The sequence below is a fragment of the candidate division KSB1 bacterium genome (genome assembly GCA_024655945.1).
Classification (GTDB): domain Bacteria; phylum Zhuqueibacterota; class Zhuqueibacteria; order JANLFK01; family Oleimicrobiaceae; genus Oleimicrobium.
Window position 1 is genome coordinate 333,679 of record JANLFK010000002.1, and the last position, 22,484, is coordinate 356,162.

Consider the following 22,484-nt stretch of genomic DNA (forward strand, 5'->3'; position numbering starts at 1 on the left):
GTCACGTTCTCTTGAGCAAAGGGACATCAATAGCCGAGACTCCTGAGCATCTCCTGGGCCATGCGCGCGGCATCCACCTCCTTGATGAAGAACATCGGGAAGCCCAGCACAATGGCGTCGAAGCTGGTGCCGTAGTAGCGGATGCCGACGGGGTAGCCCCGATAGGTCGGGATGCCCACATAGTCGTCATTCTTGTAGCGCCAGATGACGCTGGTAAAGCCGGCGCGCCGCGGCATGACATTCACGTACTGTAACCCGATCACAGGAATCGAGGTCAGGTACGACTCGGAGAGTTTCAGCGAGTCCACGCGGATGCTGCTGAAGCGCAGCGTGTCGCTGGAATAGGCGCCATTGAAGTCAGGAATAGGCGGCGACTCATCGGCCACCATGATGTGCAGGTAATCGTAGATAAAGTCCCCCTCGCGGAAGCTCTTGGGAAATGGCTCGGCATGGGCAAACGACTTGAGGATACGCCACCCTCCCATAATAAAGTCGCCACCCACGTTCAAATAGTCGATGATGTCGTTAATGTGCTGCGGCAACCTGTGCACATCGCCCTCATAGGTGAAATAGTTATCCGCATGCCAGACCAACAGCTTGTACTCGCCCAGCACCTTCTTGGGAGGCATGCCGTTCTTCTCAAAATCCCAAGAGTCGCGCGTGCCAAAGATGCGCGCATAGAAGCTGTCCACGTCGGCGTCCTTGAAGCTGATGCCGAAGGGGAATTTCGACTCCACCGTCTCGTCGATGATGAGAATGGGCTTGCTGAAGGTGGGTTTGATGAGTTCCACCGTGACCGCATCCCCCACCGGATCGACCAGGTTGGTGTTGTCGCGGCAAGTGGCGCGAAGCGTGTGCTTGCCGTCCAACGGCACAAAGTGCTCCGGGCCGATGTAGACAGATGTATCCGCCATCCAGTGCCACTCACCGTCATCAACGGCCCAGGCAAACTCCACCACTTCGCCGTCCTGGTCCCGCGCCCGAAAGATGAGGTGAATGCCCAGCCACCAGTCGGTGGTCTGCTCGATGACAAAGAACTGCTGGTTCTGCGTCGGGGTCAAGATCTCCGTAGTGGGGAAGACCGTTTGATAGGTGTAGAACCATTTCTCTGCCGGGGTAGGGTCGACGTCGCCGTCATTGTCCACTGCGCGCACCTGGAAGCGCTGGCGGTTGAGCACATCGCTCGATTCGAAGGCGATGGTCGCACGGGTCTGCTCGCTGCGCGTCCATGCCTGCACCACCGAGTCGCCGGCGTGCACGTGATAGGTTATGTAGCGGTACTCGTAGCCGGCGATGTAACCGTCGTCGTCTTCGCCGTCCCAGTGCAAGGTGACAAGAGCAAACAGCGTGTCCCCATCCACCGGGATGTTCGCCACGGTCGTGTTGGGGGGAAGATTAGGACGCGCAGGCGAAGTCTTGCGTGCACAGCCGAACCATGCCACACCTATGGCCAGAGCGAGCAGAAAAGCGGACGTCACCACACGCTTCATGGGCTTGGTCACCTCAGCATCGGTTCTTGCGAATTGCCCCCGCCTCCACTGTCGTTCATAGATTCTTCACGCTGACGATTTCCACGTCGGGAACAAAAAGATAACTGTCGCGGTAGCGCCGTACCGAGCGAAACGGACGAATGCGCACCTCTACCTCGGTGACCCCCTTTTCCTCCACGTGAAACTGTGTGTGCAGCTCCACAAAGGGGCTCACGTCAGTAGGGGATTTGACCGGAATCTCGAAGGTCCCAAGGCGCAGGATGCGCGGCGTCATGCCGAAGGTGATTTTGTCATAAGAGAAGGGCGGAACGTGGCACTCATAGATGGTGAACTTGTGGTACTGGCCCGCACTTCGTTTAATGATGTTGTAGGTCACATCCTGCTGCTGGTAGGTGCGTGGTGTAGTGTACAGCAAGGCGAAGGCACTGTCGTTGTACACCTTCCCCTGGTAGACGGTCACGCCAAAGCTGTCCCCCTCGGCCACGTTCACGGTGTCTTTGACGATGAGAATGGAAGTGTCCGCGGGGTCCGACTGCAGCGTAACGCGCAGGATTCCTGGCTGAGGCGAGACTTCCACCCCCGTGTCACACCCGGCGGCCAGGAGCAGCGCCACCACCCCTGCGCACCACACTATGGCACACGCAAGTTGCCTTCTCCTCATGACCTTGAGACCTCACTCAGATAGTACCTTGTCGTCGGCCTTACACCCACAAGGGAATCGCCTCTTCTGCAAGCCAGGGGCGCCACTTTGCCGTGCTCGGACAACTACCTATAAGCAGGGGGTGAGCCACGGTAGGCCCACCCCCTGCTGCTCTTCTCCTACCGCACTAACAGCATCTTGTGGGCAGCGGTGAACCCGTCAGCTTCCAGGCGGTAGATGTACACGCCGCTGGCCACCTCGCGGCCCGCCTCATCCCTGCCGTCCCAAGTGACCACATGGCGGCCGGGGACCACTTCCTTGTTCACTAGCGTCTTCACCCTGGCGCCGAGCAGGTTGTACACCGCCAGCGTAAGCTTGGATGCACGAGGAACTGCAAAGCGGATCTCCGTCGTGGGGTTGAACGGGTTCGGGTAGTTCTGCGCCAACTCAAAGCGCGCAGGCACCTCCGCCGTCTGCGGCTCGACGCCCGTGAAGCGATTGTAGAGTCTGGCCGCCGGATAGTTGTAGATCTTGATGTTGTCCAGCCGGCCCTGGAAATAGGGCGGATAGGTGCCGCCAGCAGCCTTGCCTATGCGGAGCGGCGCATTTCGCAGTGCCACCGGGGTGTTGGACGGCAAGAAACGACCATAAAGGCTGGTGCCTGCCGAATCCTCCAGGAGGAGGGAGCCAATGCACACGGCCGGGAACCCGGCTGGCGCGTCCTGCACTTCGAACACCACATGGTACCACTTACCCGGTTCCACTTGGGCAGTGGTTGTGAGCGTAACCGTGCCGTCCACAATGCCCTGCACGTGCCGGCTGTCGTCGAAGCGGATCTGGTAGTTGTTGTTCGCCCACGTTTGCGAGGTGGCCGGCCGGTTGATGATGCGGCAGTAGTTCTCGATGGTGTCCGCTTTGAACCAGAGGTCGACGCAGAACTCCGTGCTGGAAAGGAATGGCGAGTCCACCTCCAAGTAGCTCGAATCGCCCTCAAAGTAGAGCGAGTAGTTGCCCACAGCTGCGTCGGTGGAGTAGACCGGTGCACCAACCACCGTCACCGGATTGTTGTACGGGGAGGCGTCGACCGGCGTGCCGGAGCCTTCCTCAAACCCGAGGTCTAAGATGTTCGTGTTCGGGCTGTAGATGCCAAAGGTGTAGTACGGCATTGCGCCCCACCCTGCGTCGCGTGGGTAGGCGAAGGACAGGCCCTGGTTGTCTATTGCCTCCACGTAGTACTTGACGATAGAGCCCAACGGCTGCTGCGGGATGACCGCCGTGAAAGAGTCGCCGGCAACGTGGGTCATCGCCACCGACTGCCACGGGCCGCTGCCCACCGCATAGTAGAGGGTAACCGACTGGATCGCCGCCCCCATGAGCGTGTAGGCATTCGCGCCCACCGGATAACTGGTCACGTCCGCAGTCTGGTTAGGCATGACCGTAACACTGGAGACGATGGGGGGAACCGCAAACGGCCGCACCACATTACTGATGCGGATCTCGTCGACAAAGCCGTCCAAGAAGGAGTCACCGCCACCGCCGGCGTAACCGATGTGCAGTGGCTGGTTGGTGGTAATGGGCGTCGGGTCGGCGGCGCCGAAGGTCAGGTAGTCAGCCACGGCAAAGGTGCGCAGCTTGCGCTCTGCGTCATGAATGATGGTCAAAAGCACATGCTTGGTGGTGTCGCGGACAAAGGCCATGTGGTACCACTGACCAGGCACCATGGTGTTGTCCGGAGAATTCGCCTGGGGCCAGGCATCCTGTGAGGCGGTATGATAGCCGCAGCTGAAGAAACGCGTGGAGCCCCACATTTCCACGAAGTAGTTCGGCCGCCAAAACACCTCATCGCCGGTCTTGATGACCAAGCGCGGCACCCATCGCCAATCGTCCGAGCCTTCGCCGAACGTGAAGATGTTAATCCAGCCTTCAATGGTCCAATTGCCGGTGAGGTCCAGGTACTGCGTGTCCGCCACGGTCACGTAGGCCGAGTCCGTGCGCGAATCGTTGTCGATGCGCAGGCACTTGTTGAGGCCTGCGACGGGATTCGGCAGGAAGAAGAAGTTGGTCAGAGCGCCGTGGAATTGCCCGTCGGCAGAAAACTGTGACTCGTTCTTGAGGTCCCCGTCAAAGTGCATCAGCAGCACAGTGTGCTCGTCGGGCTGATACGGTCCGCCCACCTGCTGTGCATTCGCCCCTGCGAAGAGCCCCATCAGCGCTCCCGCAAGCACCGTCATCTTGACTGTTAATAGTCTGCTCATCGAGGCACCTCCTTCGTTCGGTCCGTTAACCGCGTGCCGTCAATACCCCGGAGCCCTCTGGCTCAAAGGGTACCTGCCATCGTCCAACCTCTTTGCGGCAGCCCTGCATCACCTCCTTGTCGATTTGCTCCATTCACCATCCCCCACCATCTCATGGACCTGCTGCCAACCCCATATAATATACAGAAATAGGGAGGATTTGTCAAGTAGATTCTCTCGGGACATCGGCAAAATCGCGCGAGTCTCGACGCCTCACCATTTGGGGAACCCTTATTTCCTGAGCGAGGCCTTGGTGAAGAGATGCTCAGGGATGGCCTGGTCGAACTCTATGGACTCGACGACAAACTCGGTCCCCTCGCCAGTCTTGAGCATGTCCTTGAACCAAATGCGCATGGGGAACCATCTGCCCTGAATCCGTCGTACGTCCTTAAGCTCCACCCTCTTGAGCAACTTACCGCTGCGGGCAAACAACTCCTCCCGCAAGGGGACCAAGCGCTCCTTGTCCACCCACAGCTTCCGCGAATGGTAGACAACCGTCTCCGAGGTGGCGGTGACGGCAACCACCCAGCAGTCGCGTTCGTCCACCGTCTCGCTGCCGGTGACCTCGGCACGATAGAGATTGCTGAGCTTCGGGTCCTCCAGCATATCCTCGTAGGAGAGGTCCGAGCCCATCACCGACTGGCGCAGCATGTGGCCGGCAATCTGAATGGTGCGATCTGTGGCCGGAGAGTACATCCACAGCTTGTCTCCTATCTTGAGCATCTTGGTGCCTTTCTCACGCGCCGGCGCAAGGTACTCGGTGAAGGACCTCTCCGTCCCCTGCACCCACGACTTGGCCTCGATGGTGCGCACCTCCCGTCGTCCATGGATGACCATCTTGGAGACAATGACCCGGTTTGTGGAACTCAGGTTCTCGTCGATCTTCTGCAGGATCCACTCGCCTGAGGGAACCTGGGCAGAGGCCCATGCGAGCCATGAGCTCAACGCGAGAAATGCCCTTGCAGAGCGATGTGCTATTTTGTGCATACCTCTTTTCATCCTTCGAATTCCTTGAAAAGCTGCGCCGTGTTCCTCTTGTAGATGCGAATGCCAGATAGGGCAGTGCCCAGAAGCGTGGAGAAAAGCCCAGGGATGAAGCCAAGGTAACAGGTGGCCGGGGTGATGCGCGCGCGCACTATTCCCGGAATCATCAGCGAGGAGCCCTTGAAGAATCTCCCCATGTCAATCCCCTTCACCTGCAGGACAGAGACTATCGCCAGGCCGAGGAGCGTGCCTGTCACCGACCCGGCGATACCAATGCACGCCGACTCGGCCAGCATGGAGCGATAGACGTGGCCCTTGTCTTCCCCTATGGCCAGGCGGACGCCCACTTCGCCGTGACGCCGCAGGCCGCCCAGAAGCCCGGCGTTCCACAAAACCAGCGACATGGCCATCACGAACACGAAGACCATGATCCCGGAGAAGGTCTCGACATAGTCCAAGTACTCGCCCAGTCCCTGCTGCTCCCCAAGGGTCAACATCATCGGCGCAAACTCGTCATTGTCGCTCTGTCGCGAGCGATTGAAGCGCTGGGCGACGGCCACTGCCTCGGAGTCCCGATAGACCTTGCTGCGGAACAAGCCGAATATCTCGCTGGCGGCGTCTTCCATGTCCAAGAGCTGGCGGGCGTCGGCAAGGTCCATGAGCAGCGCGCCGCGGTCCACAGGCCCCACGCCGAAGCGTACCGTGCCCGCCAGGAGGAAATTGCCAGTGGCCATGCCGCCGTACATGGTCGAGCTGATGAGAGTGAGCCTGTCCCCCGGGGCAAGACCGAGTCGTTGTGCCAGTTCCTCGCTCAGGAGCACGTAGCCGGCCCTGCTAGGCAGTTCACCACGCACCAGCGCCTTGGCCACGTTGAGGGTGTGCAGCTCGTTGTCAGACGAGAGAAGGTCGGCAGCCAAACCGATAGCCTGGCCCTGGGCTCTGGTCTCCCCCTGCTCATTGGGCACATCTACCAGCGCGGCGAAGCGAATGCGCGCTACCCAGTCCAAGTCTGGCTCCCTCTGGCGCAGCTCGCCCAAGAGCTCATCGACACCCACCAGGGCAAGGTCGTTAGGGAACTGGTCCTCGAGTTCGGCGTAGGCGCGGGTCACCACGCGCACATGTCCGGTGGAGAAGCGCGCCGAGGTGTCGAGAAAGTCGTGCATCACTCCGCCCAGCCAGCCGTGCAGAAACACCGTAAGCATGACCCCCAGTGCGACGATCAGAAAAGGGAAAAGACTGCGCGATGGATCGCGCACCAATCCTTTGACCAGGAACCCGATCATGACGTGCGCCCTCGCAGAGCTTCTGTTGGCCGCATCTTGGCGATCTGTCGCGTCGGCAGGAAGCTCACCACGGTGACCGCGATGAGCACCAGCAATGTGGTGCCCACAACCAGCCCGGCGCTGTAGGCAGGGTAGATGCGGTCGGCGATGGCCATGCCCATGCTGTCTGCCACTTCTTTCGGCATACCCAGACCTTTGCTGGCAAAGTACAGCAATAGCGGGATGCCATACACGGCCCCGACCACTGCCGCCAGCACGCCGTGCATCGCGCCCTCCACCGTGAAAAGGCCGACCACCTGCCTTCTGGTCATGCCCAAGGCCATCAACGTACCAATCTCCTTTCGCCGGCGGAAGATCGACAGCACCTGCGTGTCGAAAATGGCCAGCAGAGCCAGGGCCAACAGCACCAGGTACAGCACCGAGCTACCTGCGCTCTTGGTGCGGATTAAGGCCTCTATGTCTTGCAGCAGAAGATCCTGATTCTTAAACTCCCAGCCAAGTGCCCCGGCCGGCGGCGGGGTAGTCGGGTCGGCGACCAAGAGGGTGGCTTCCTCAGGCATGTCGAGCATCTCCCTGAGCCTTTCGAGGGGCACCCAGAGCTGTCCGTTGTCGATGGAGGCGACATCGGTCTTCATGATGTGGACAATCTTTGCCTCCTGGGCGTCGAAGGTGCCATTTCTGTCCCGCCAGCGCACCGTGAAGACGTCGCCAACTGTGAGTCGGCAACTGGTGGCCATGCGTCTGCCGATGATGGCGGGGATTTCCGGCCCTTCGCTCTGCAGCAAGGCGCTGGGGATTTTGAGAATCCGCTGCTCAGGGTCGATCCCCTTGAGGAGGGCGCTTTGCATTCGGCCGGCCGGGTAGATGCTGGCCTGCGCCACGAGGATGGGCGTCAGTTCCCCCCGCAAAACGCCCTCGCGCAACGGCGGAGGGAGAATGCCATGGGCCTGGTCAAGCGTGAAAGGGTCATAGGGGTCGTATGCAGGGTGCCAGAACTGGCCGCCGCCGATCTCCCAGGCGATGGTATCGCGGCGCGCCTGCCTGTTCCATCCTTCCAGTATCCCCTGAAACCAGATGATCACGACAAAGGAGAGGGAAAGCACAAACACGTTGAGCCAGCTGCGCAATCCTGCTCCCAGAAGGTTACGTAAGGCCAGCTTGACGGCCATCATGACCTGACACCTCCTTCGCCCTGCACAAACCGCTCGTCCTTGGTCACCTTGCCATCCACAAGCTGGATCTTGCGCCTCAGGTACTGGATGACCTTCTCGTCGTGAGTGGCGAAGATGAAGGTAGTGCGGAATTGGCGGTTGAGCTCCGCCATGGTGCGCAGGATGTGGTGTGAGTTCTCCGCGTCCAGGTTGGCAGTGGGCTCATCGGCGAGCACGATCTCCGGCCTCTTGACCATCGCCCGGGCGATCGCTACCCGTTGACACTCGCCGCCGGACAATTGCGCCGGCCGCGAGTCTGCCTTGTCCGCCAGGCCAACCCACTCCAGCGCCTCGAGGACTGCCTTGCGCCGCTCGTGCGCGGGCACTTCCAGCAAGAGGAGGGGAAACTCCACGTTCTCGTAGGCAGTGTACACCGGAAAGAGGTTGGAGGTCTGAAAGATGAAGCCGAGATGGCGGTTGCGGAGACGTGCTGCCTCCTTATGGGAGAGCTCTCCTATCGAGTGACCCAGCACCACCACTCTCCCCTCGCTGGGCGTGTCCAACGAGCCGATGATGTTCAGCAGCGTGGTCTTGCCGGAGCCACTCGGCCCGACCACTCCGGCAAATTCTCCCCGCTCGAAAGCGAGGTCTATGCCGCGCAACGCGGAAAAGTGGCCGCTCCCCATGGGAAACCGCTTTACCAGATGCTCGATGGTGATCAGCTTGCTATCGTCCATTGTCCGTCTCCAATGTGAAACAGCTGGCCTCCTCAGTAATTGAAGACCGCCAGCACCTGCACGCCCTTGCCCGCGAATTGCGGCGCGCCGGACGTGGCTCGGTAGATTTGCAGGGCCTCGGGATTCCAAAAGGGCATGAGGTAGAACTGCCAATTGTCGAGACTTCTGCGCCAGGAGGCGAAACGGTACCACGCTCGGTTGTGCCAGTCGTAGAAAACCACCCCGCTGAGCATGTCCACGATGCTCACCGGGTAGCTGGCCATGCCCGCGCTGAACGTGAACCGCTCCCCGGACTTCCACAGAGACTCGGCATTGCTCATCCACATCGTTTCGCCGAGCACATGTAGGCCGTTGCCAAGGCCAAAGGTGTAGTCTGCACCGAGTGTGGCCATTTTCTGGTAGCGCATCGCCGGCAGTTGGGCCTCAAACCGGCTGATGGCCGCTTCGACCCACAGGCCAATGACGAGGTCCCACTTGCCATCGAAAGCGAGCCGACGCTCTGCGCTAGGGGTGCCCCCGCGGGAAGGACCCTCGCCAAGCAAGGCTGGAGAGACGTCAGCGAAACGATGATGGAAGCTCAGCGCCACTTCTCCGGCTGGGACCGGAACTTGCACCCTACCCCCATCTTCCGGGTGCCCGGAGCTCGTGGGAAAGGCCTCCCACCCTTTCGGGCCCTCGTTGGCGAAAAGTACCCAGGCCCAGATCGTCGCATTGGCCAGGAAGTAATAGCGGCCCAAGATGCCGGTGACACCGTCGGCCAGCTGCAGCGGATCCCTGGGGTCAAGCCGGTCGAACCACATCAACGGGCGCAACAGCGTAGCCGAGCCGAAGTTCAGCTTCTGCAGGCCAGCGCGCACCTCCCACTGCGGACGCGATAGGCGTACCCAGGAGCGGTACAACTTCACCTTCGCCTGGACAGTGCGCCAGCCCTCGCACCAGCCAGAGACGTAGCCGTTGACCGACACCTCACCGTCGACGCTCCATCCTGGGCCCAGCTCGAGGGCGAAAGACAACTCCGGGAGGTAGCGCGCTCCCCCGTAAGAGCTTTCTGGCCTACTGGGCAGGTACCCTGCCCAGCCGGAGACCACGCCCGCGCAGTGCACGGACTCTCCACAAGGCGAAGCCCCAGGGAGCAACGCCACGAGAACCAGGACGCAAAGGTACGGACACTGGGCCGTGCGTGTTCTTGGCCTATCTACCACCATGCTCGCCATCCCTCTGCTGCTCCACCCAGGGCAAGCGGGCACCAGGTACCGAGACAGCGCAGCGGTAGACGCTGTTGGTCTCGGTTTCGGTGAGGAAAAGGTAGCGCATGCCCTCGCCGCCGAATGCCAAGCTGCTGGGTTTCCTCCCCGGCGCTGCCACGCGTACGATCACCCCTGGGTCGGGTGAGATGACGATAACGGCGCCGCCACCAAAGTGCGCCACGTAGAGGTTCCCCTTGACGTCAAAAGCCAGGCCGTCCGGGTCGCCGCCGGGCAGCTCCGCGAAAACCTCCTGGTCCGTAAGCATGCCGTCCTCGCGCACGGCAAACCGCAGCACCCGTTGTCGAGCCGATTCGCTCACGTAGAGTTTGCCATCCAAGGGCGAGAAAGCGATGCCATTGGGAAAGGCCAGGCCGCTTGCCGCCACCCATGAGGTGTCCCGGGCGAGATCCACACAGATGATCCTCCCATCCACTGCTTCGGCGCCATAAGTCTTCGGGTCGGTCACGTAGACCCGTCCCGACGAGTCCACGACCAGGTCGTTGGGGCGGTTAAACGGCGCCCCTTGCGGCCCCGCGCTCACGGCTGCCACCTCGCCGGAGGAGTTAATGCCGAGCAACAGCCGCCGCCCGAAATCGCACGCGTAGAGTCGCTGCCCAGGGCCCATCGCCAGGCCGTTAGGGCGCCCAGGCGGAGAAAGGATGACCAACGTGTCCACCCGCCCTTCCACCACGCGAGCAATCCAGCCGCCGTAGCAGTTCGCCACGTAGAGTGAACCCTCTCCATCCCACACCGGCCCCTCAGGGAAGTCCAAGCCCGAGGCGACCTGTCCCCAGCTTGACAGGTGCGGCATCTGGGGCCCGCGGCAGCCGAGCAAGAAAAGGCAGACGGCAAGCGCGACGCTCAAGACGAGGAATCCAGCTCCTCGTAGCGGCACAGCGCACTCCAGGCGTCTCACAGGCCACCTCTTGGCGTGAAAACCAGTGGCACGGCCCCGTGAACGGCCATGGTGCCAAAACCGCAGGTGGCAAACCACCCGCTCGGGGCCAAGGAAACTTGGAAAGCGGGAAAGAGGCCAGAACCTTCCCTTCGGACAGAATCGCCCACGAAGTGAGGACACCCCTTCACCGATTGGGCGGAGACCGAAGAGGAGGAGCAAGAGGGATTAGAAAGCAAGGAGAGGGGAAGACAGGCGCTGTAGCGAGCAGAGAGTATATGCCTCATCGCCATCTTCTCACCGCGACAGGAGCGATGCGCAACCGGACGGAAGAGGCCATCTAATTGCCTCCCGCAGTTATGCCACCGGCCTCAGTAGCGAGGCCGGCTTTAGGGGACACGCTGATGGTGAGGGTGGCGGGAATCGAACCCACGACCAACGGCTTAAAAGGCCGCTGCTCTACCGAGCTGAGCTACACCCTCATTGTTTGCCGATGAAATATAGCAGTTTCCCCCCGAAAAGACAACCGCAAATTGCGCCACCGCCTCGCCTCCGTCATGGCGTCGCTCTGCTGTCGCGTGAGGCCCGCTTTGCCAGCCTTTCCAGCTCCTCATAGGCTGCCAGGAGACGCTGCGAGGAGACACTCCAGTTGTAAGTCTCTATCACGGCCTTACGCCCGTTGGCACCGGCAGCGCGCTCCTGTCCGCGCAGTCTGAGCACGGCAGCAGCAAAGCTGTGGGGGTCATGGGAGGTAAAGACCTTACCACACTGGTGGGCTCGGACTACTCGTGCCAGCGGACGGGCGTCAGACACCACCACCGGCTTGCCGAGCGCCATGTACTCGAACAACTTGTTCGGGGAAGTGGTGTTGATGCTCGGGTCCGCCGGGTGCGGCACGATGCACACCTGCGCAGCAGTGATGTACGAGGGGAAGAGACGGTGGTCAAGCCACCCGGTAACCTCCACATAGTCAGTGGCGCCGCGGAAATGCACAAAGCGACGCACATCCTCCTCACTTGGCCCTCCCCCGGCGATCACCAGTCGTGCATTTGGCACGCGCTGGCGGATGAGCGGCATAGCTTCGATGGCCGTCTCTAACCCCCGCTCCGGACTCAACCAGCCTGTGTACAGGATGACATAGTCGTTCTTGTACTTGCCCACGATTTCCTGAGCCACTGGGTGTTGCCCCATGGCCTCCAAGTCAGGCGTGTTATGGATGACGGCAACGCGCTCATGCTGCACCCCAAGCTCCCGCAGGCGCTCCTCGGCCTCCTCGGTGACCACCAGCAGGTAGTCAGCAGCGCGCACGCACACGCGGTCAAGAAGGTCTGCGCCGCGCGCATTGCGGAACACGCGGTTGAAGGTCCCTTTGAGCTTCCAGCTCCGCAGCGCCTCCGGGTAGTTCTCGTACATGTCGTAGACCACCGGGATGCGCAACAGGCGACCCATGGCCAGCGCCAACGGCGCCATGGTCAAGTTGATGGCGTGGAACACATCAAAGCCTTCCGCCAGCACCAGCGGCACAAACTGCGCTACCCACACAGGGTTCCAGAAGATGGGCAGACGAACGAGCTGGCCGATTCCCCCGGCACCTGGCGCGATGTTGCGGATGCGACGGATGCGGATCTGGCCATAGCTTTCCTGGTGCGGCCGCCCCTTGCGATTGTCGCACACCACCCAGACCTCGTGGCCAGCGCGCAGGAGAGCCTTTGCCGTGCGCCCCAGACGCACCTCGGGCGGAAAATCACTCTGAAAGAGCATGCATACCTTCATGGGCGCTCATGCTCCCGGGTAAAATTCGTCAGGGCGACGATCGCGCAGGCCAAAATGGAACAGCAGCGCCTCGACAACGCGGCGCGCCGCCTGTCCATCGCCGTACGGATTGGGCGCCGCGATGGCCTGCTTGTAGTGGGCAGCGTCGTCCAGGAGCTTCCGCGCCTCGGCCACAATGCGCGACACGTCGCAGCCGACAAGCCGCAACCAGCCCCCTGCGATCCCCTCCGGCCTTTCGGTCACCTCGCGCATCACCAAGACCGGTTTGCGCAAGGAAGGTGCCTCCTCCTGAATGCCCCCAGAATCGGTGAGGAGGAACAGCGAACGGCCTAAGAGGTTGATGAACGAGTAATAGTCCAACGGCTCAAGGAGATGAATCCTCGCATGGCCTCGCAGTCGCTCCTTGAACACCGCACGCACGTTCGGATTGAGGTGGACAGGGAAAACCACCTGCAGGTCGGGGTACAGATTCACCAGCTGGAGGATCGCCTGCGCGATGCTCTCCATGGCGGGCCCCCAGTTCTCGCGGCGATGGGCGGTCACGGCCACGGTCTTCATGTTACCTTGCATGATGGCAGCCACTTGTGGGTCGCGAAAGCGCGGTCGTTCCTCCAAGATCGACTCCACGGCATCCACCACCGTGTTGCCGGTGACGAAGACGGATTCGGCGCTCACGCCCTCGCGCAGGAGGTTTTCCTTGGCAAGCCGCGTCGGCGCAAAGTGGAGGTCGGCGAGCGCAGAGGTGAGCCTGCGGTTCAGCTCCTCAGGAAATGGGCTGTGCTTTTGCCCGGTCCGCAAACCCGCCTCCACGTGCGCCACGGTCACTTTGTGGTAGTAGCCACACAGGGAAGCCACAAACGTCGTCGTCGTGTCCCCCTGGACGATGATGACCTGGGGCATCACACGCCGCACCACCCCGTCGAGGCCCTGCAGGGCATTGCAGGTCACCCTCGCCAAACTCTGGTTCTCTTCCATAATGTCCAGGTCGACATCTGGCACTATGCCAAAGACCTCGAGCATCTGGTCGAGCATGGTGCGGTGCTGCGCGGTCACCACCACGGTGGTGGCAAAGAGCTCAGGCTGCTGCCGCAGACGGGCTACTACCGGTGCCAGCTTGATCGTTTCGGGCCTCGTTCCAAACACCACCATGACCTTGATGGGTTTACGCACTCCTGTCATGCAGATGTACTACCTTTCTCTGCCGATGTACCACATGAAAGCCGCCCAAAAGGCCTCGGCCTTCCTGCGGCACAGGTTCCGGATCTCCGGGCGCAAGATCCCAAACAGCCACCATCCTGCCACGCGAAGGAGGGAGCCGGCTGCCAGCACGATCCGCGCCAGTGCGCTGCTCAGCGGGTGATGGTGCTTCTGGTAGAAGAGGTAACGGCTCTTGTGCAGTTGCACAAAAATGCGCGGTGCTACTGGGTCGCCACTTCCGCCGCCATGGTGGACCACCGTCGCCTCGGGCGTAAACCAGACCTCCCACCCTCTTTGCTTGGCGCGGTAGCACCAGTCCTGCTCCTCGCCGTAGAAAAAGAACCGCTCGTCCAAAAGCGCAACATCCTCGAGCGTGGCGCGCCGCGTCATCAAGAATGCCCCCTTCACATAGTCCACCTGCTCCAGGCGGTCGTAGGTGAAGTAGGTGAGGTGCATGCGACCGAAGAGCCTGCTCTGTGGGAAAAGCTTGTCCAGCAGCAGCGCCTCCCAGAGGATGCCGGCAAAGGTCATAAAGCTCTCGCACGAAGGTTGCCGACTGCCGTCAGGATTGACGAGCCTGCACCCGACCGCGCCAGCTTTTGGGCGCTTCTTGAGGAACTCCAGGCAATGCGAAAGCGCCCCCGGCCTGAGTTCTGTGTCGGAGTTGAGCAAGAGGAGATAATTGCCTTGCGCCAGGCGCAGGCCCTGATTGACCGCGCGCGCAAATCCGACATTGGCACTGTTGTGCACCATGCGCACCTGCGGGAACTGGGCTCTGACCAGCTCGACGCTCCCATCGGTAGAAGCGTTGTCGACCACAATCACTTCCATCTTGATGCCACCGGCCGTCGAGAAAATGGAACGGAGACAGCCGGCCAAGAGGTCGCGCGTGTTGTAGTTGGGGATGACTATGGAGAGCTCGGCGGACATTTTGCGCTTCATCTACCATGAGGTGATGCGAAGGTACCTTCTCGGGAAGTGGCAAGGCGGACTGGCCAAAGTTTCGGCAGGAGATACTCGCCGAGTGCTGTCCGCAAAAGCGGGAAACGTGCTTAGGGCAGGCATCACGCGTGTGCCTCCATCAACCGTCGACTTGCGTGGTGACACCACTGGTGAATGACCATGCCGGCGAGAAGAGAAAGGCCAAGGCTGATAACCCAGTACCCCGCCCTGGTCGCCTGGTAGAGGTAGCTGAAAGCCACCACGACATACAGATGCCCCAGCCACGCGAGTGTGGTCAACTTCGGCTGCCGCTTCGCCTTGAACCAGAACACCGTGCACAAGAGCCCCAGCAGATAGGGACCAACCAGCACTCCGGCCAACCCGAAATCGGCGTGCAGTTCTCGCAGGTAGGTGGCAGTGTTCGAGGGAAAGGGGATCGGGTAGAACTTCTGGTAGTCCGGCACATCGTCGGCCAGCCCGAAGCGCGCCAACATGCGAAACACCGGCGCAAAGGTGTTGGACCCCGGATAAGGATGCTCGCCACCCGCCTTCCAGTAGGCATTGAGCACGGCCGGGTGGGAGCTGATGTACATATAAAGCGAAGGTGTGATGATGAAATTGCGCTCCAGCTTGGTTAGTCGCCTGGAGGCGCCATAGAAACGCTCGAAGGTGCCGCGGAAGCCACGCACAAACTCGGCAGCGGCCAGGAAAAGCGCCAGGACCAGCACCAGGCCCACCACCCTTTTCCAGCGTGCCACTGGTACGGGCACTCTGGCGGAGCCGGGAGCCAGCCGGCCCAAGAAATACGCACTGAGAAAGAGCACAATGCCGTTGAGCATCTTCGCCCTGCCCACCAGCGCAATGTCGCCCACGATGATGACCAGAAGTGGCAAGAGCGCAATGGGCCTTATTCTGCCGGAACGCGCGCTGTACACCCCCGCCAAGAACACGGCAGCCAACGCAAAGGAATCGACGTAGGGGATCATCCCGGGAAGCTCATCGCTGACCCGCATGCGATAGATGAGGTTGCCGCGCACGATCACCATGGCCACGCTGCCGAACCGGGAAATGAGCACTGACCAGTGCTGCAACGCCCCCACCAAGCCGATGGCCGAGAGCAGCAAAATGGCCCCCACCAGCAGCTTGCGCTCCAGGGGGGCAACGCCCGGCTGCACCGCCGCCTCGCTGGCAACCTCTGGAACACCGAGTGCCACTCTGCCCAGCGGAATCACGCACGCGCCAGCCGCAAATGCCGCCCACCCGTAGGCAATGATCAGCCATACCTCGGTGCTCATCGGCTTGTAGCTAATGAGCCGGAGAGAATAGGCCGCCATGCCTACGCCCCAAATCAGTGAGTAAAGGGCCAAATGGTTGAACCATCGCCCCAACAGGGCACGGCTCAACAAAATGCCTGCCAAGCCGCAGAAGAGTAAAAGAAGAGGCACCGGGTCCGTCATCGCCCTAACTCGCCTGGGCTTTGTTTGAGCCAATCGCGGCAAGCCGCCGAAGGTAGAGAGCCGCCGAGTCGCCCTGCTCTTGCGCGTTCAACTCCCTGGCCATGGAGCGAAACGAGGCCATTTGGCGCTTGCCAAAAAGGGACGCGTGGGGATTGACCTCGTACGAATTGGATGCCAGAAGCGCAATGCCGTGCACGTACTGTTCGCTCCCCCAAAACTGAAACTCCGTGGAGTCGAACACCACCTTGTCCAGTTTCCACCCTGTTCTCGCGGCAAGAAGCTCCATGCCTTTGCGGGAGAAGATGAACAGGTGGCGCGGTGCGTCCAACTGCACCCAATGCACGCCATAATGCTGCCATGCATAGCAGGGAATGACCGGTGTACGTATGAGGCAGGTGCCGCCCTGCGGCACAAGGTGCGCCACCAGGCGCAACGCTTCCTCAGGGTCCGCGAGGTGCTCAAAGGAGTGGTGGAACATCACCAGGTCCCACCTTCCTTCCACCTCCTCCAACCTTTGCCGGCGCACCACCAGGCCATTCGTGTACTGAATGTCGTCCTGCAACCAGGGATCGATTCCCAAAAGGTAGCGAAACCCGCGCTGCCTGAGGCGGTAGAGAAGGGCTCCAGTCCCGCAGCCAACGTCCAATATCCTGGTCTGCGTGCAAAGGCCAGGAACCCCGGACAGGCTGCGCAGCGCCTCATCAGGGAAGTGGCCGTAGAGGAAGCGGCCCAGGATTCCACAGTTGTACAGCGCATAACGATCGCGCAGCAGGAGCGCCACGCGACGAACAGGGTTGCCGTCGGTGGACAGCGGCTGCTGGTTGATACTGTAGTAGGCTGGAGGGTAGTAGCAACTGAGGTCTGCCGGTCGCTCGCGGAGCTGCAGACAGCCGCACTCCCGGCATTGGAAATAGGGGAACTCCTCTCCCAAACCCAACATCATTTCCCGCACGGAGAAGGTAGCATGCGGGCCGGCACTGCCACAGACCTTGCAACTGCTCACTGCAGCCACCCTTATCCCCTGTGTTTCCCCTGGAGTACACCAATTCTTCTCATGGAGCGGACGAGTCTGCGGTACGCCTCCCTGCCCGGCAACGCCTCCGCCAGAGCGGCAGCACGGGGGTTGTGTTCCCTTTCCCGCTCGTAGAGTTCCGCAACAAAGACCCAGGAAGTTGCGAACAGTGCTGCCAAGGCGGTGAAGATGAGCACCAAGAGGCTGCGGCGCGGCTTGGCCTTGCGCTCGGGAGGCACAGCCCGATCCAACACTAACACGACTGGCATGTCCTTCTGCTCTTCAAGCTTGGCCTGCTCGTACAAGGGGACCAGAAACTCCAAGAGCTTGTTCTGTATCTCGAACTCGCGGTAGCGGCGGATGTACTCTATCCCCAGCTCCGGCACATCCTTGAACGGCACGAACAAGTTGAGAGATTGGTCAGCGAACCAGTCGCTGCTGCCGAACTTCATCTCGCGCAGTTTCCTGTTCATTTCCGCCAGTTGCAGGCGGAGCGACTGCGTCTCGGGGTTGTCGGCACCAAGGCTGCGCTCGGCGATGCGCAGCTGGATCTCCTTTGCCACCGCCTCCCCCTTCAGCTCGGCGGCCCCTTTGATTGCCGCCTCTGTCTGCTCCGGCAGCGCGTAGATACCGTAGCGCTGCTGGAAGGCCTTGAGGCTGTCCTCGGCAATCCTTAGGTCACGCAAGTTCTCCTGGTAGCGCCGCTCCACAAACTCCCGGTTGTTCCGCGCCTCCTGGGTGCCGAGACGCACGCTGATCTCGTTAAGCACCTCGATGAAGTAGTTGGCCATATCCGCGGCGCGCTGTCGGTCCCGGTCGTAGACGGTAATGTTGATATTCCCTTCGCTCCCGATATCGAATTCCGCCTTCTTGCTCAGCTTCCGCACCGCCTTCTCCATGGAACCGTCCTTGATCTTGTAGACGCGCACCAAATCGAACTTGCGCACCACGGCTTCCATGGCCGTTCGGCTCTGCAGAATCGCAAGGTAGCTATAGGCCTCCTCTGAGGTACCCAAGCCTCTGCCAAGCCCGGAAAGGCCCTTCATGAGCGAGGAGAGCCCCCCTTCGAGCATGCTGGTGATGCCCCCCGGCTTCTTGGGAGGGAGCAAGGAAGCCCTGGCCGCATACCAGTTGGGGAGCGTCAGGCTCACAAGAACCGTGACCACCGCCACCGTGCCCACGGTTATGAGAATAAACCGCCGACGCTTGAAGAGGATATAGAGATAGTCAAAAAGGTACGAGGGGCGGAGTTGACCATCCCCTGGTTCCCTGGTTCTCGGTTTCTGTGGAGTCATGTGCTTTCTCCTCACAACCAGCCCTGGCACGCAGGCGGCCTACCGGCTTCTCACCTGCATGATGAGCACCCCAATGCCCACTATGACGCTCAGTGCACTGGCCACTTGTCCATAGAGGTTCATGTAGTAGGCAAAGTCGCGGTGGAGTTTCATCGGCACCCAGATGTTGTCGCCCTCTTCGACCTCGGTCTTGCCCACATCCAGCCACTGCTTGGTCTTGCCCTTGATAATCTTGACATCGCCTTTGCGCGCACGCTCAGCGTAACCGCCCGCCTTGCGGATGTAGTACTCGTAGGAGCGCCCTTTTTCGTACGGCACGTGGCCGGGGCTCACCACCTGGCCGAAGACGTACACGGTCTTCTTGCGCGCAGGCACTTTGATCAAGTCCCAGGCGTGGAGTGTAACATCCTGCGTAGAATCCCCATGGAGGAACAGTCTTTCGAAATCCACCGCAACAACCTCGCGACGGAGGCGGATGCTTGTCTCGGTGTTGTAGTAGGCGCTATCTGTGGGCGTGATGTAGCCACGCGCACTCAACAACCTCTCCAGGTCCATTTCCTTTTCCGTCAACGAGGTGCGGATGATCTCTGCGCCTGGCAGGAAGGCATGCTCGGTGAACCCACCGGCGCTGGCAACGATCTGAGAAAGCTTGGTGCTCTCCTTTGTGATCGGATAGACACCCGGGTAGGGCACCTCCCCCTGGATTTCCACCACAAAGTTGCGCCGTTCCTGGGGCTTCTCCTTGACAAAAACACGATCGCCCCGCTGCAGCGGAAGATCCTCCGCCTCCCCGGCCAGGATTGCTTTGGCGTCCACCACCCAGTTGACCATGCGGTTGCCTCGCTCGTCGAGGCGGGAGATCTCCACATGGCTGGAGTCAGCGAGCGGTGTGAAACCGTGGCTGATGAGCAGCAGGTCGGTGAGGCGATCCCCCTCCACGTACTCGTACTGCCCGGGGCGATTAATGCCGCCGTAAATGCTGACAAAGTCCTTTTTCAAGTCGCGGCGAGGCACAAGGATGACGTCCCCATTGCGGAGATAGGGGTTAGCCTTGGCATCGCGCGTGGCATAGAAGCGCGGCAGGTCCACTCGGCTCACCGTCCCATCGCGGCGCCGCAGCACGATGTTGCGCGCTGAGGCGGTCTGCAGCAGGGCCTTCTGCCGTTCGCGCTCCTCGCGCGCCGTGTCCATCGCCATATTGGCCATGGCGATGGCCTTATCCACGCGCTCGGTGGCCAGCAGAGTGTAGGAGCCCTCCTTTATGACCACACCGGTGACCGTGACCACCACCGAACGAGGGTGCGTGAGCGTGACCGTGATCTGTCCTGCCACATACTTCTTGCGCACTTCGGCCACGGTTCTCTCCTTGACTTCAGAGAGGGGGAGCTCGGCCACTTGTATCTCGCCCACCGTTGGGATGAGCAGCGTGCCCTCTGGGGTCACCGTGAGTTCGTAGATCGCCGAGGGGCTCCCCCAAATGGACACCGTGATGCGGTCGGAAGGCCCCACGATGTACGTTTTCGGGTCGATGGGTTCCTCAAGCGCAACAGTCGTCTCACCGGGGATCTGCGTCCTGCCGGAGCGCGGCAACAACTGCTCCAGCAGCCGCTCCCGTTCCTGAGCAACAGCCCGCGGCGCAAAAGCGCCCCAAACAAACAGAAGAAACGCCACTCCCGCCAGTGTTCCTCTCACGGTGGGGGAATCTTTGCCCATGAGCACAACTCCTCACCTTCGCCAGATTCCGAAAAGCATCCGCCGTCAACCAGGAGCCACATCGCCTATTTGAGGCTCCGCCGGCCCGGCGCGGCCCGAGAGCTCAGGAACCTGGGCACCCACTCGGCTCAACCAAGTTCCTCGCACGCCTCAGGCAGTAAACTCGGTCGCCTCCTGCCATTCAAACGAGGACGCCTGCCAGCCCTCGGAGCAAGAGTCGCCGTAAAGGTAGCCATTTCGGCCAAACATATCAAGCGGTTCTTGTCCAGCCTGAGAGCGCCGCGTCGCACAACCGGCCAGCAGGCACCCCCCGAGGCGCGACTAACGTTGCGGGCCGCAGCCGGCAAGGCAAAGCATGGATAGCGCGCTTGCGGCCCTCCTTGCGCGCCTCAGGACCGGCATCACGTCCGCGCATCTACCGGGCCTCCCGCCATAGTTTGGCTGGCCCTAAGGCTCAAGCTCGTAGAACTCCACCCGGGGCGCCTCGCCCTGCTTTATGGTGAGCACCGCTACCGAGCTCGCACTCCCCTGCCCACCGGCCGCACCCGGGTTGACAAACAGGATGCCGTGGCGCTTCTCGCAGCGCCGGCAATGGGTATGGCCGTGCACCACCACGCCTATCTCGTCCAAACCTTCCTGTTTGGCGAGCTCCCACAGCCACGGCAAAGACGGCGGTCGATGCACGAGAACGATCGTCGTCTCCTCTGCTTTGACTACACGCCAGGGCGGCTGCATCGCGCTGAGGGGCGGCCGGTCCATGTTGCTCGCCACCGCCTGCACCGGCGCCACTTTCGCCAGCTCCTCGAGCACGGCAGAAGAGCCAATGTCCCCTGCATGAAGGATCAGGTCAACCCCCGCCAAGAGTCCTGGCACCGACGGGTGCAGGCAGCCGTGGGTGTCGGCAATGAGCCCGAGCCTCATGGCGCCCATCACCCGGCCGTAGCGAAACCAGCGACCAGATAGAGAACAGTGGCCAGTGCCGCTGCCAACAGCGCATAAGGCAATTGGGTGTTGACGTGGTCGATGTGGTCGGTGGCCGCCCCCATCGACGAAATAATCGTCGTGTCGGAGATCGGCGAACAGTGGTCGCCGAACACACCGCCTCCCAGGACTGCGGCGAGGGCCACCCCTGGATGCAAACCCATGCGCGCCACCATGGGCACCGCGATGGGGATCATGATGGCAAAAGTCCCAAAGGAGGTGCCGGTGGAGAAGGCAATTACGCTGGCGGCAAGAAAGAGGAGCGCTGGCACCAGACCGGGATGCACCCACATCTTGGCCACAGAAGCCACGAAAGGTCCCGTCCCCAGCTCACGGCACACTGCGCCAATCGCAAAGGCAAAGATCATGAGCGTCGCAAGGGGGACCAGTCCGCCCACACCCCTCATGAACTGGTCAACAATCTCTCTGGTGGACATGATCCCCTGCAAGCGATAAGCCACAGCCGCCACGCCGATACCGGCAGTCACCGCCCAGAAGACGGCGGTCGAGCCGGAGCCCCGCATGATGTTGCCTCCGCCGGTGAGGAGCAGCCCCACCGGCATCATCGTCACCATTACGCCGATGGGCAAGAGCATATTGATGGCGCGCGGCCTGACGCCCTGCTTGGTAGCCACCCCGGTTACCTCAGCGGAGACCAGCGGCTCTGCCCCGTCGCGCAAGAGCTTCCCTTCCTCGCGCACGCGTCGCTCAGCCCCGCGCATCGGCCCAAGATCGTGCTCGAGGAGCACCACCATCAACACCAGAAAGAGAGCGAGGATGGCGTAAAAGTTCAACGGCATGGAGAGCACCAGCCAGTGCACCGGGTCTGCCACCCGCTGCTCTGCCAACAAGGCGATGACAAACGCCCCCCAAGCGTTGAGGGGAATCAGGATGCACTTCGGGGCCGAGGTGGAATCGCAGATGTAAGCCAGCTTCTCGCGGGATATGCGCAGGCGATCGAACAATGGCCGGCAGACCGCTCCGGAGATGAGCACGCAGATACTCGACTCGACAAAGACCACTACCCCGAGCGCCCATGCCAAGAGCCCAGCGCTCCGCCGTCCCCTCACCAAACCCCTTCTTGTCACCCACTCGACAAACCCTTCCATACCCCCGGAGTACTGCGTGAAGCTGATCAAGGCACCTACCATGGCGCTGAAGAGGATCACCTTGGCATTGCCCGGATCCTGGAAAACCCGCACGCACCCTTCCAAAGCCTGCGCCAAGCCGCTCACCGGGTTCCCACGGGCAAGTATTGTCCATCCGAGCCAGATGCCAACGAAGAGCGAGATGAACACCTGCCGGGTGCCAATGGCCAGGACAATGGCAACCAGAGGTGGCAAAATGGAAATCCAACCCGCAGTGTCCACAACACCTCCAGGTGGCGAGGTTC

General features: G+C 61.3%; 18 protein-coding genes and 1 tRNA gene. All 19 read right to left on the reverse strand.

Annotation, left to right across the window (positions count from 1 at the left end):
* Positions 1 to 26 precede the first annotated feature (26 nt).
* Entirely contained in the window at positions 27 to 1,490 is a 1,464-nt protein-coding gene (locus NUW13_04390) for a hypothetical protein (protein MCR4438265.1), read from the reverse strand.
* Between the two features lie 55 nt (positions 1,491 to 1,545).
* On the reverse strand, positions 1,546 to 2,151 hold the full coding sequence (locus NUW13_04395) for a fimbrillin family protein (GenBank protein ID MCR4438266.1): 606 nt from the start codon (positions 2,149 to 2,151) through the stop codon (positions 1,546 to 1,548).
* A gap of 158 nt (positions 2,152 to 2,309) precedes the next feature.
* Positions 2,310 to 4,385, reverse strand: a complete 2,076-nt coding sequence (locus NUW13_04400; protein ID MCR4438267.1) for a T9SS type A sorting domain-containing protein — start codon at positions 4,383 to 4,385, stop codon at positions 2,310 to 2,312.
* 270 nt (positions 4,386 to 4,655) lie between these two features.
* Positions 4,656 to 5,411 (reverse strand): outer membrane lipoprotein-sorting protein, encoded by a 756-nt coding sequence (locus NUW13_04405; protein ID MCR4438268.1) that lies wholly within the window; start codon positions 5,409 to 5,411, stop codon positions 4,656 to 4,658.
* Positions 5,412 to 5,419: 8 nt separating this feature from the next.
* Positions 5,420 to 6,691, reverse strand: coding sequence for an FtsX-like permease family protein (locus tag NUW13_04410; GenBank protein ID MCR4438269.1), 1,272 nt, complete (start codon positions 6,689 to 6,691; stop codon positions 5,420 to 5,422).
* Positions 6,688 to 7,863, reverse strand: coding sequence for an FtsX-like permease family protein (locus NUW13_04415; protein ID MCR4438270.1), 1,176 nt, complete (start codon positions 7,861 to 7,863; stop codon positions 6,688 to 6,690). The genes NUW13_04410 and NUW13_04415 overlap by 4 nt, the downstream gene beginning before the upstream one ends.
* Positions 7,860 to 8,579, reverse strand: a complete 720-nt coding sequence (locus tag NUW13_04420) for an ABC transporter ATP-binding protein (protein MCR4438271.1) — start codon at positions 8,577 to 8,579, stop codon at positions 7,860 to 7,862. Before NUW13_04420 ends, NUW13_04415 begins: the two co-directional genes overlap by 4 nt.
* 32 nt (positions 8,580 to 8,611) lie before the next feature.
* Positions 8,612 to 9,682, reverse strand: a complete 1,071-nt coding sequence (locus NUW13_04425; protein ID MCR4438272.1) for a hypothetical protein — start codon at positions 9,680 to 9,682, stop codon at positions 8,612 to 8,614.
* An 88-nt stretch (positions 9,683 to 9,770) separates the two neighbouring features.
* Positions 9,771 to 10,721, reverse strand: a complete 951-nt coding sequence (locus NUW13_04430) for an SMP-30/gluconolactonase/LRE family protein (GenBank protein MCR4438273.1) — start codon at positions 10,719 to 10,721, stop codon at positions 9,771 to 9,773.
* Positions 10,722 to 11,126: 405 nt separating this feature from the next.
* Positions 11,127 to 11,203: transfer RNA gene (locus NUW13_04435), tRNA-Lys, on the reverse strand.
* A gap of 73 nt (positions 11,204 to 11,276) precedes the next feature.
* Complete coding sequence (locus NUW13_04440; protein MCR4438274.1) at positions 11,277 to 12,494, reverse strand: glycosyltransferase family 4 protein; 1,218 nt, start codon at positions 12,492 to 12,494, stop codon at positions 11,277 to 11,279.
* A 6-nt stretch (positions 12,495 to 12,500) separates the two neighbouring features.
* Positions 12,501 to 13,673 carry a UDP-N-acetylglucosamine 2-epimerase (non-hydrolyzing) gene (gene wecB, locus NUW13_04445; GenBank protein MCR4438275.1) on the reverse strand — a complete coding sequence of 391 codons (1,173 nt, stop codon included), beginning with the start codon at positions 13,671 to 13,673 and terminating at the stop codon, positions 12,501 to 12,503.
* A 9-nt stretch (positions 13,674 to 13,682) separates the two neighbouring features.
* Positions 13,683 to 14,621 (reverse strand): glycosyltransferase family 2 protein, encoded by a 939-nt coding sequence (locus tag NUW13_04450; GenBank protein MCR4438276.1) that lies wholly within the window; start codon positions 14,619 to 14,621, stop codon positions 13,683 to 13,685.
* Positions 14,622 to 14,755: 134 nt separating this feature from the next.
* Complete coding sequence (locus tag NUW13_04455; GenBank protein ID MCR4438277.1) at positions 14,756 to 16,036, reverse strand: oligosaccharide repeat unit polymerase; 1,281 nt, start codon at positions 16,034 to 16,036, stop codon at positions 14,756 to 14,758.
* 58 nt (positions 16,037 to 16,094) lie between these two features.
* Positions 16,095 to 17,093 carry a class I SAM-dependent methyltransferase gene (locus tag NUW13_04460; protein ID MCR4438278.1) on the reverse strand — a complete coding sequence of 333 codons (999 nt, stop codon included), beginning with the start codon at positions 17,091 to 17,093 and terminating at the stop codon, positions 16,095 to 16,097.
* 11 nt (positions 17,094 to 17,104) lie between these two features.
* Complete coding sequence (locus tag NUW13_04465) at positions 17,105 to 18,397, reverse strand: Wzz/FepE/Etk N-terminal domain-containing protein (protein MCR4438279.1); 1,293 nt, start codon at positions 18,395 to 18,397, stop codon at positions 17,105 to 17,107.
* A gap of 39 nt (positions 18,398 to 18,436) precedes the next feature.
* A complete protein-coding gene (locus NUW13_04470) occupies positions 18,437 to 20,110 on the reverse strand; it encodes an SLBB domain-containing protein (GenBank protein MCR4438280.1) in 1,674 nt (557 codons plus the stop codon).
* A gap of 447 nt (positions 20,111 to 20,557) precedes the next feature.
* Positions 20,558 to 21,031, reverse strand: a complete 474-nt coding sequence (locus NUW13_04475) for a YfcE family phosphodiesterase (GenBank protein MCR4438281.1) — start codon at positions 21,029 to 21,031, stop codon at positions 20,558 to 20,560.
* A gap of 8 nt (positions 21,032 to 21,039) precedes the next feature.
* Positions 21,040 to 22,461, reverse strand: a complete 1,422-nt coding sequence (locus tag NUW13_04480) for a sodium:solute symporter (protein MCR4438282.1) — start codon at positions 22,459 to 22,461, stop codon at positions 21,040 to 21,042.
* Positions 22,462 to 22,484 lie beyond the last annotated feature (23 nt).

Excerpts from the sequence above, each read along its gene's own strand:
- NUW13_04390 (MCR4438265.1), bottom strand. The coding sequence starts at position 1,490 with ATGAAGCGTGTGGTGACGTCCGCTTTTCTGCTCGCTCTGGCCATAGGT.
- NUW13_04395 (MCR4438266.1), bottom strand. The coding sequence starts at position 2,151 with ATGAGGAGAAGGCAACTTGCGTGTGCCATAGTGTGGTGCGCAGGGGTG.
- NUW13_04400 (MCR4438267.1), bottom strand. The coding sequence starts at position 4,385 with ATGAGCAGACTATTAACAGTCAAGATGACGGTGCTTGCGGGAGCGCTG.
- NUW13_04405 (MCR4438268.1), bottom strand. The coding sequence starts at position 5,411 with ATGCACAAAATAGCACATCGCTCTGCAAGGGCATTTCTCGCGTTGAGC.
- NUW13_04410 (MCR4438269.1), bottom strand. The coding sequence starts at position 6,691 with ATGATCGGGTTCCTGGTCAAAGGATTGGTGCGCGATCCATCGCGCAGT.
- NUW13_04415 (MCR4438270.1), bottom strand. The coding sequence starts at position 7,863 with ATGATGGCCGTCAAGCTGGCCTTACGTAACCTTCTGGGAGCAGGATTG.
- NUW13_04420 (MCR4438271.1), bottom strand. The coding sequence starts at position 8,579 with ATGGACGATAGCAAGCTGATCACCATCGAGCATCTGGTAAAGCGGTTT.
- NUW13_04440 (MCR4438274.1), bottom strand. The coding sequence starts at position 12,494 with ATGAAGGTATGCATGCTCTTTCAGAGTGATTTTCCGCCCGAGGTGCGT.
- wecB (MCR4438275.1), bottom strand. The coding sequence starts at position 13,673 with ATGACAGGAGTGCGTAAACCCATCAAGGTCATGGTGGTGTTTGGAACG.
- NUW13_04450 (MCR4438276.1), bottom strand. The coding sequence starts at position 14,621 with ATGTCCGCCGAGCTCTCCATAGTCATCCCCAACTACAACACGCGCGAC.
- NUW13_04465 (MCR4438279.1), bottom strand. The coding sequence starts at position 18,397 with ATGACTCCACAGAAACCGAGAACCAGGGAACCAGGGGATGGTCAACTC.
- NUW13_04470 (MCR4438280.1), bottom strand. The coding sequence starts at position 20,110 with ATGGGCAAAGATTCCCCCACCGTGAGAGGAACACTGGCGGGAGTGGCG.
- NUW13_04475 (MCR4438281.1), bottom strand. The coding sequence starts at position 21,031 with ATGAGGCTCGGGCTCATTGCCGACACCCACGGCTGCCTGCACCCGTCG.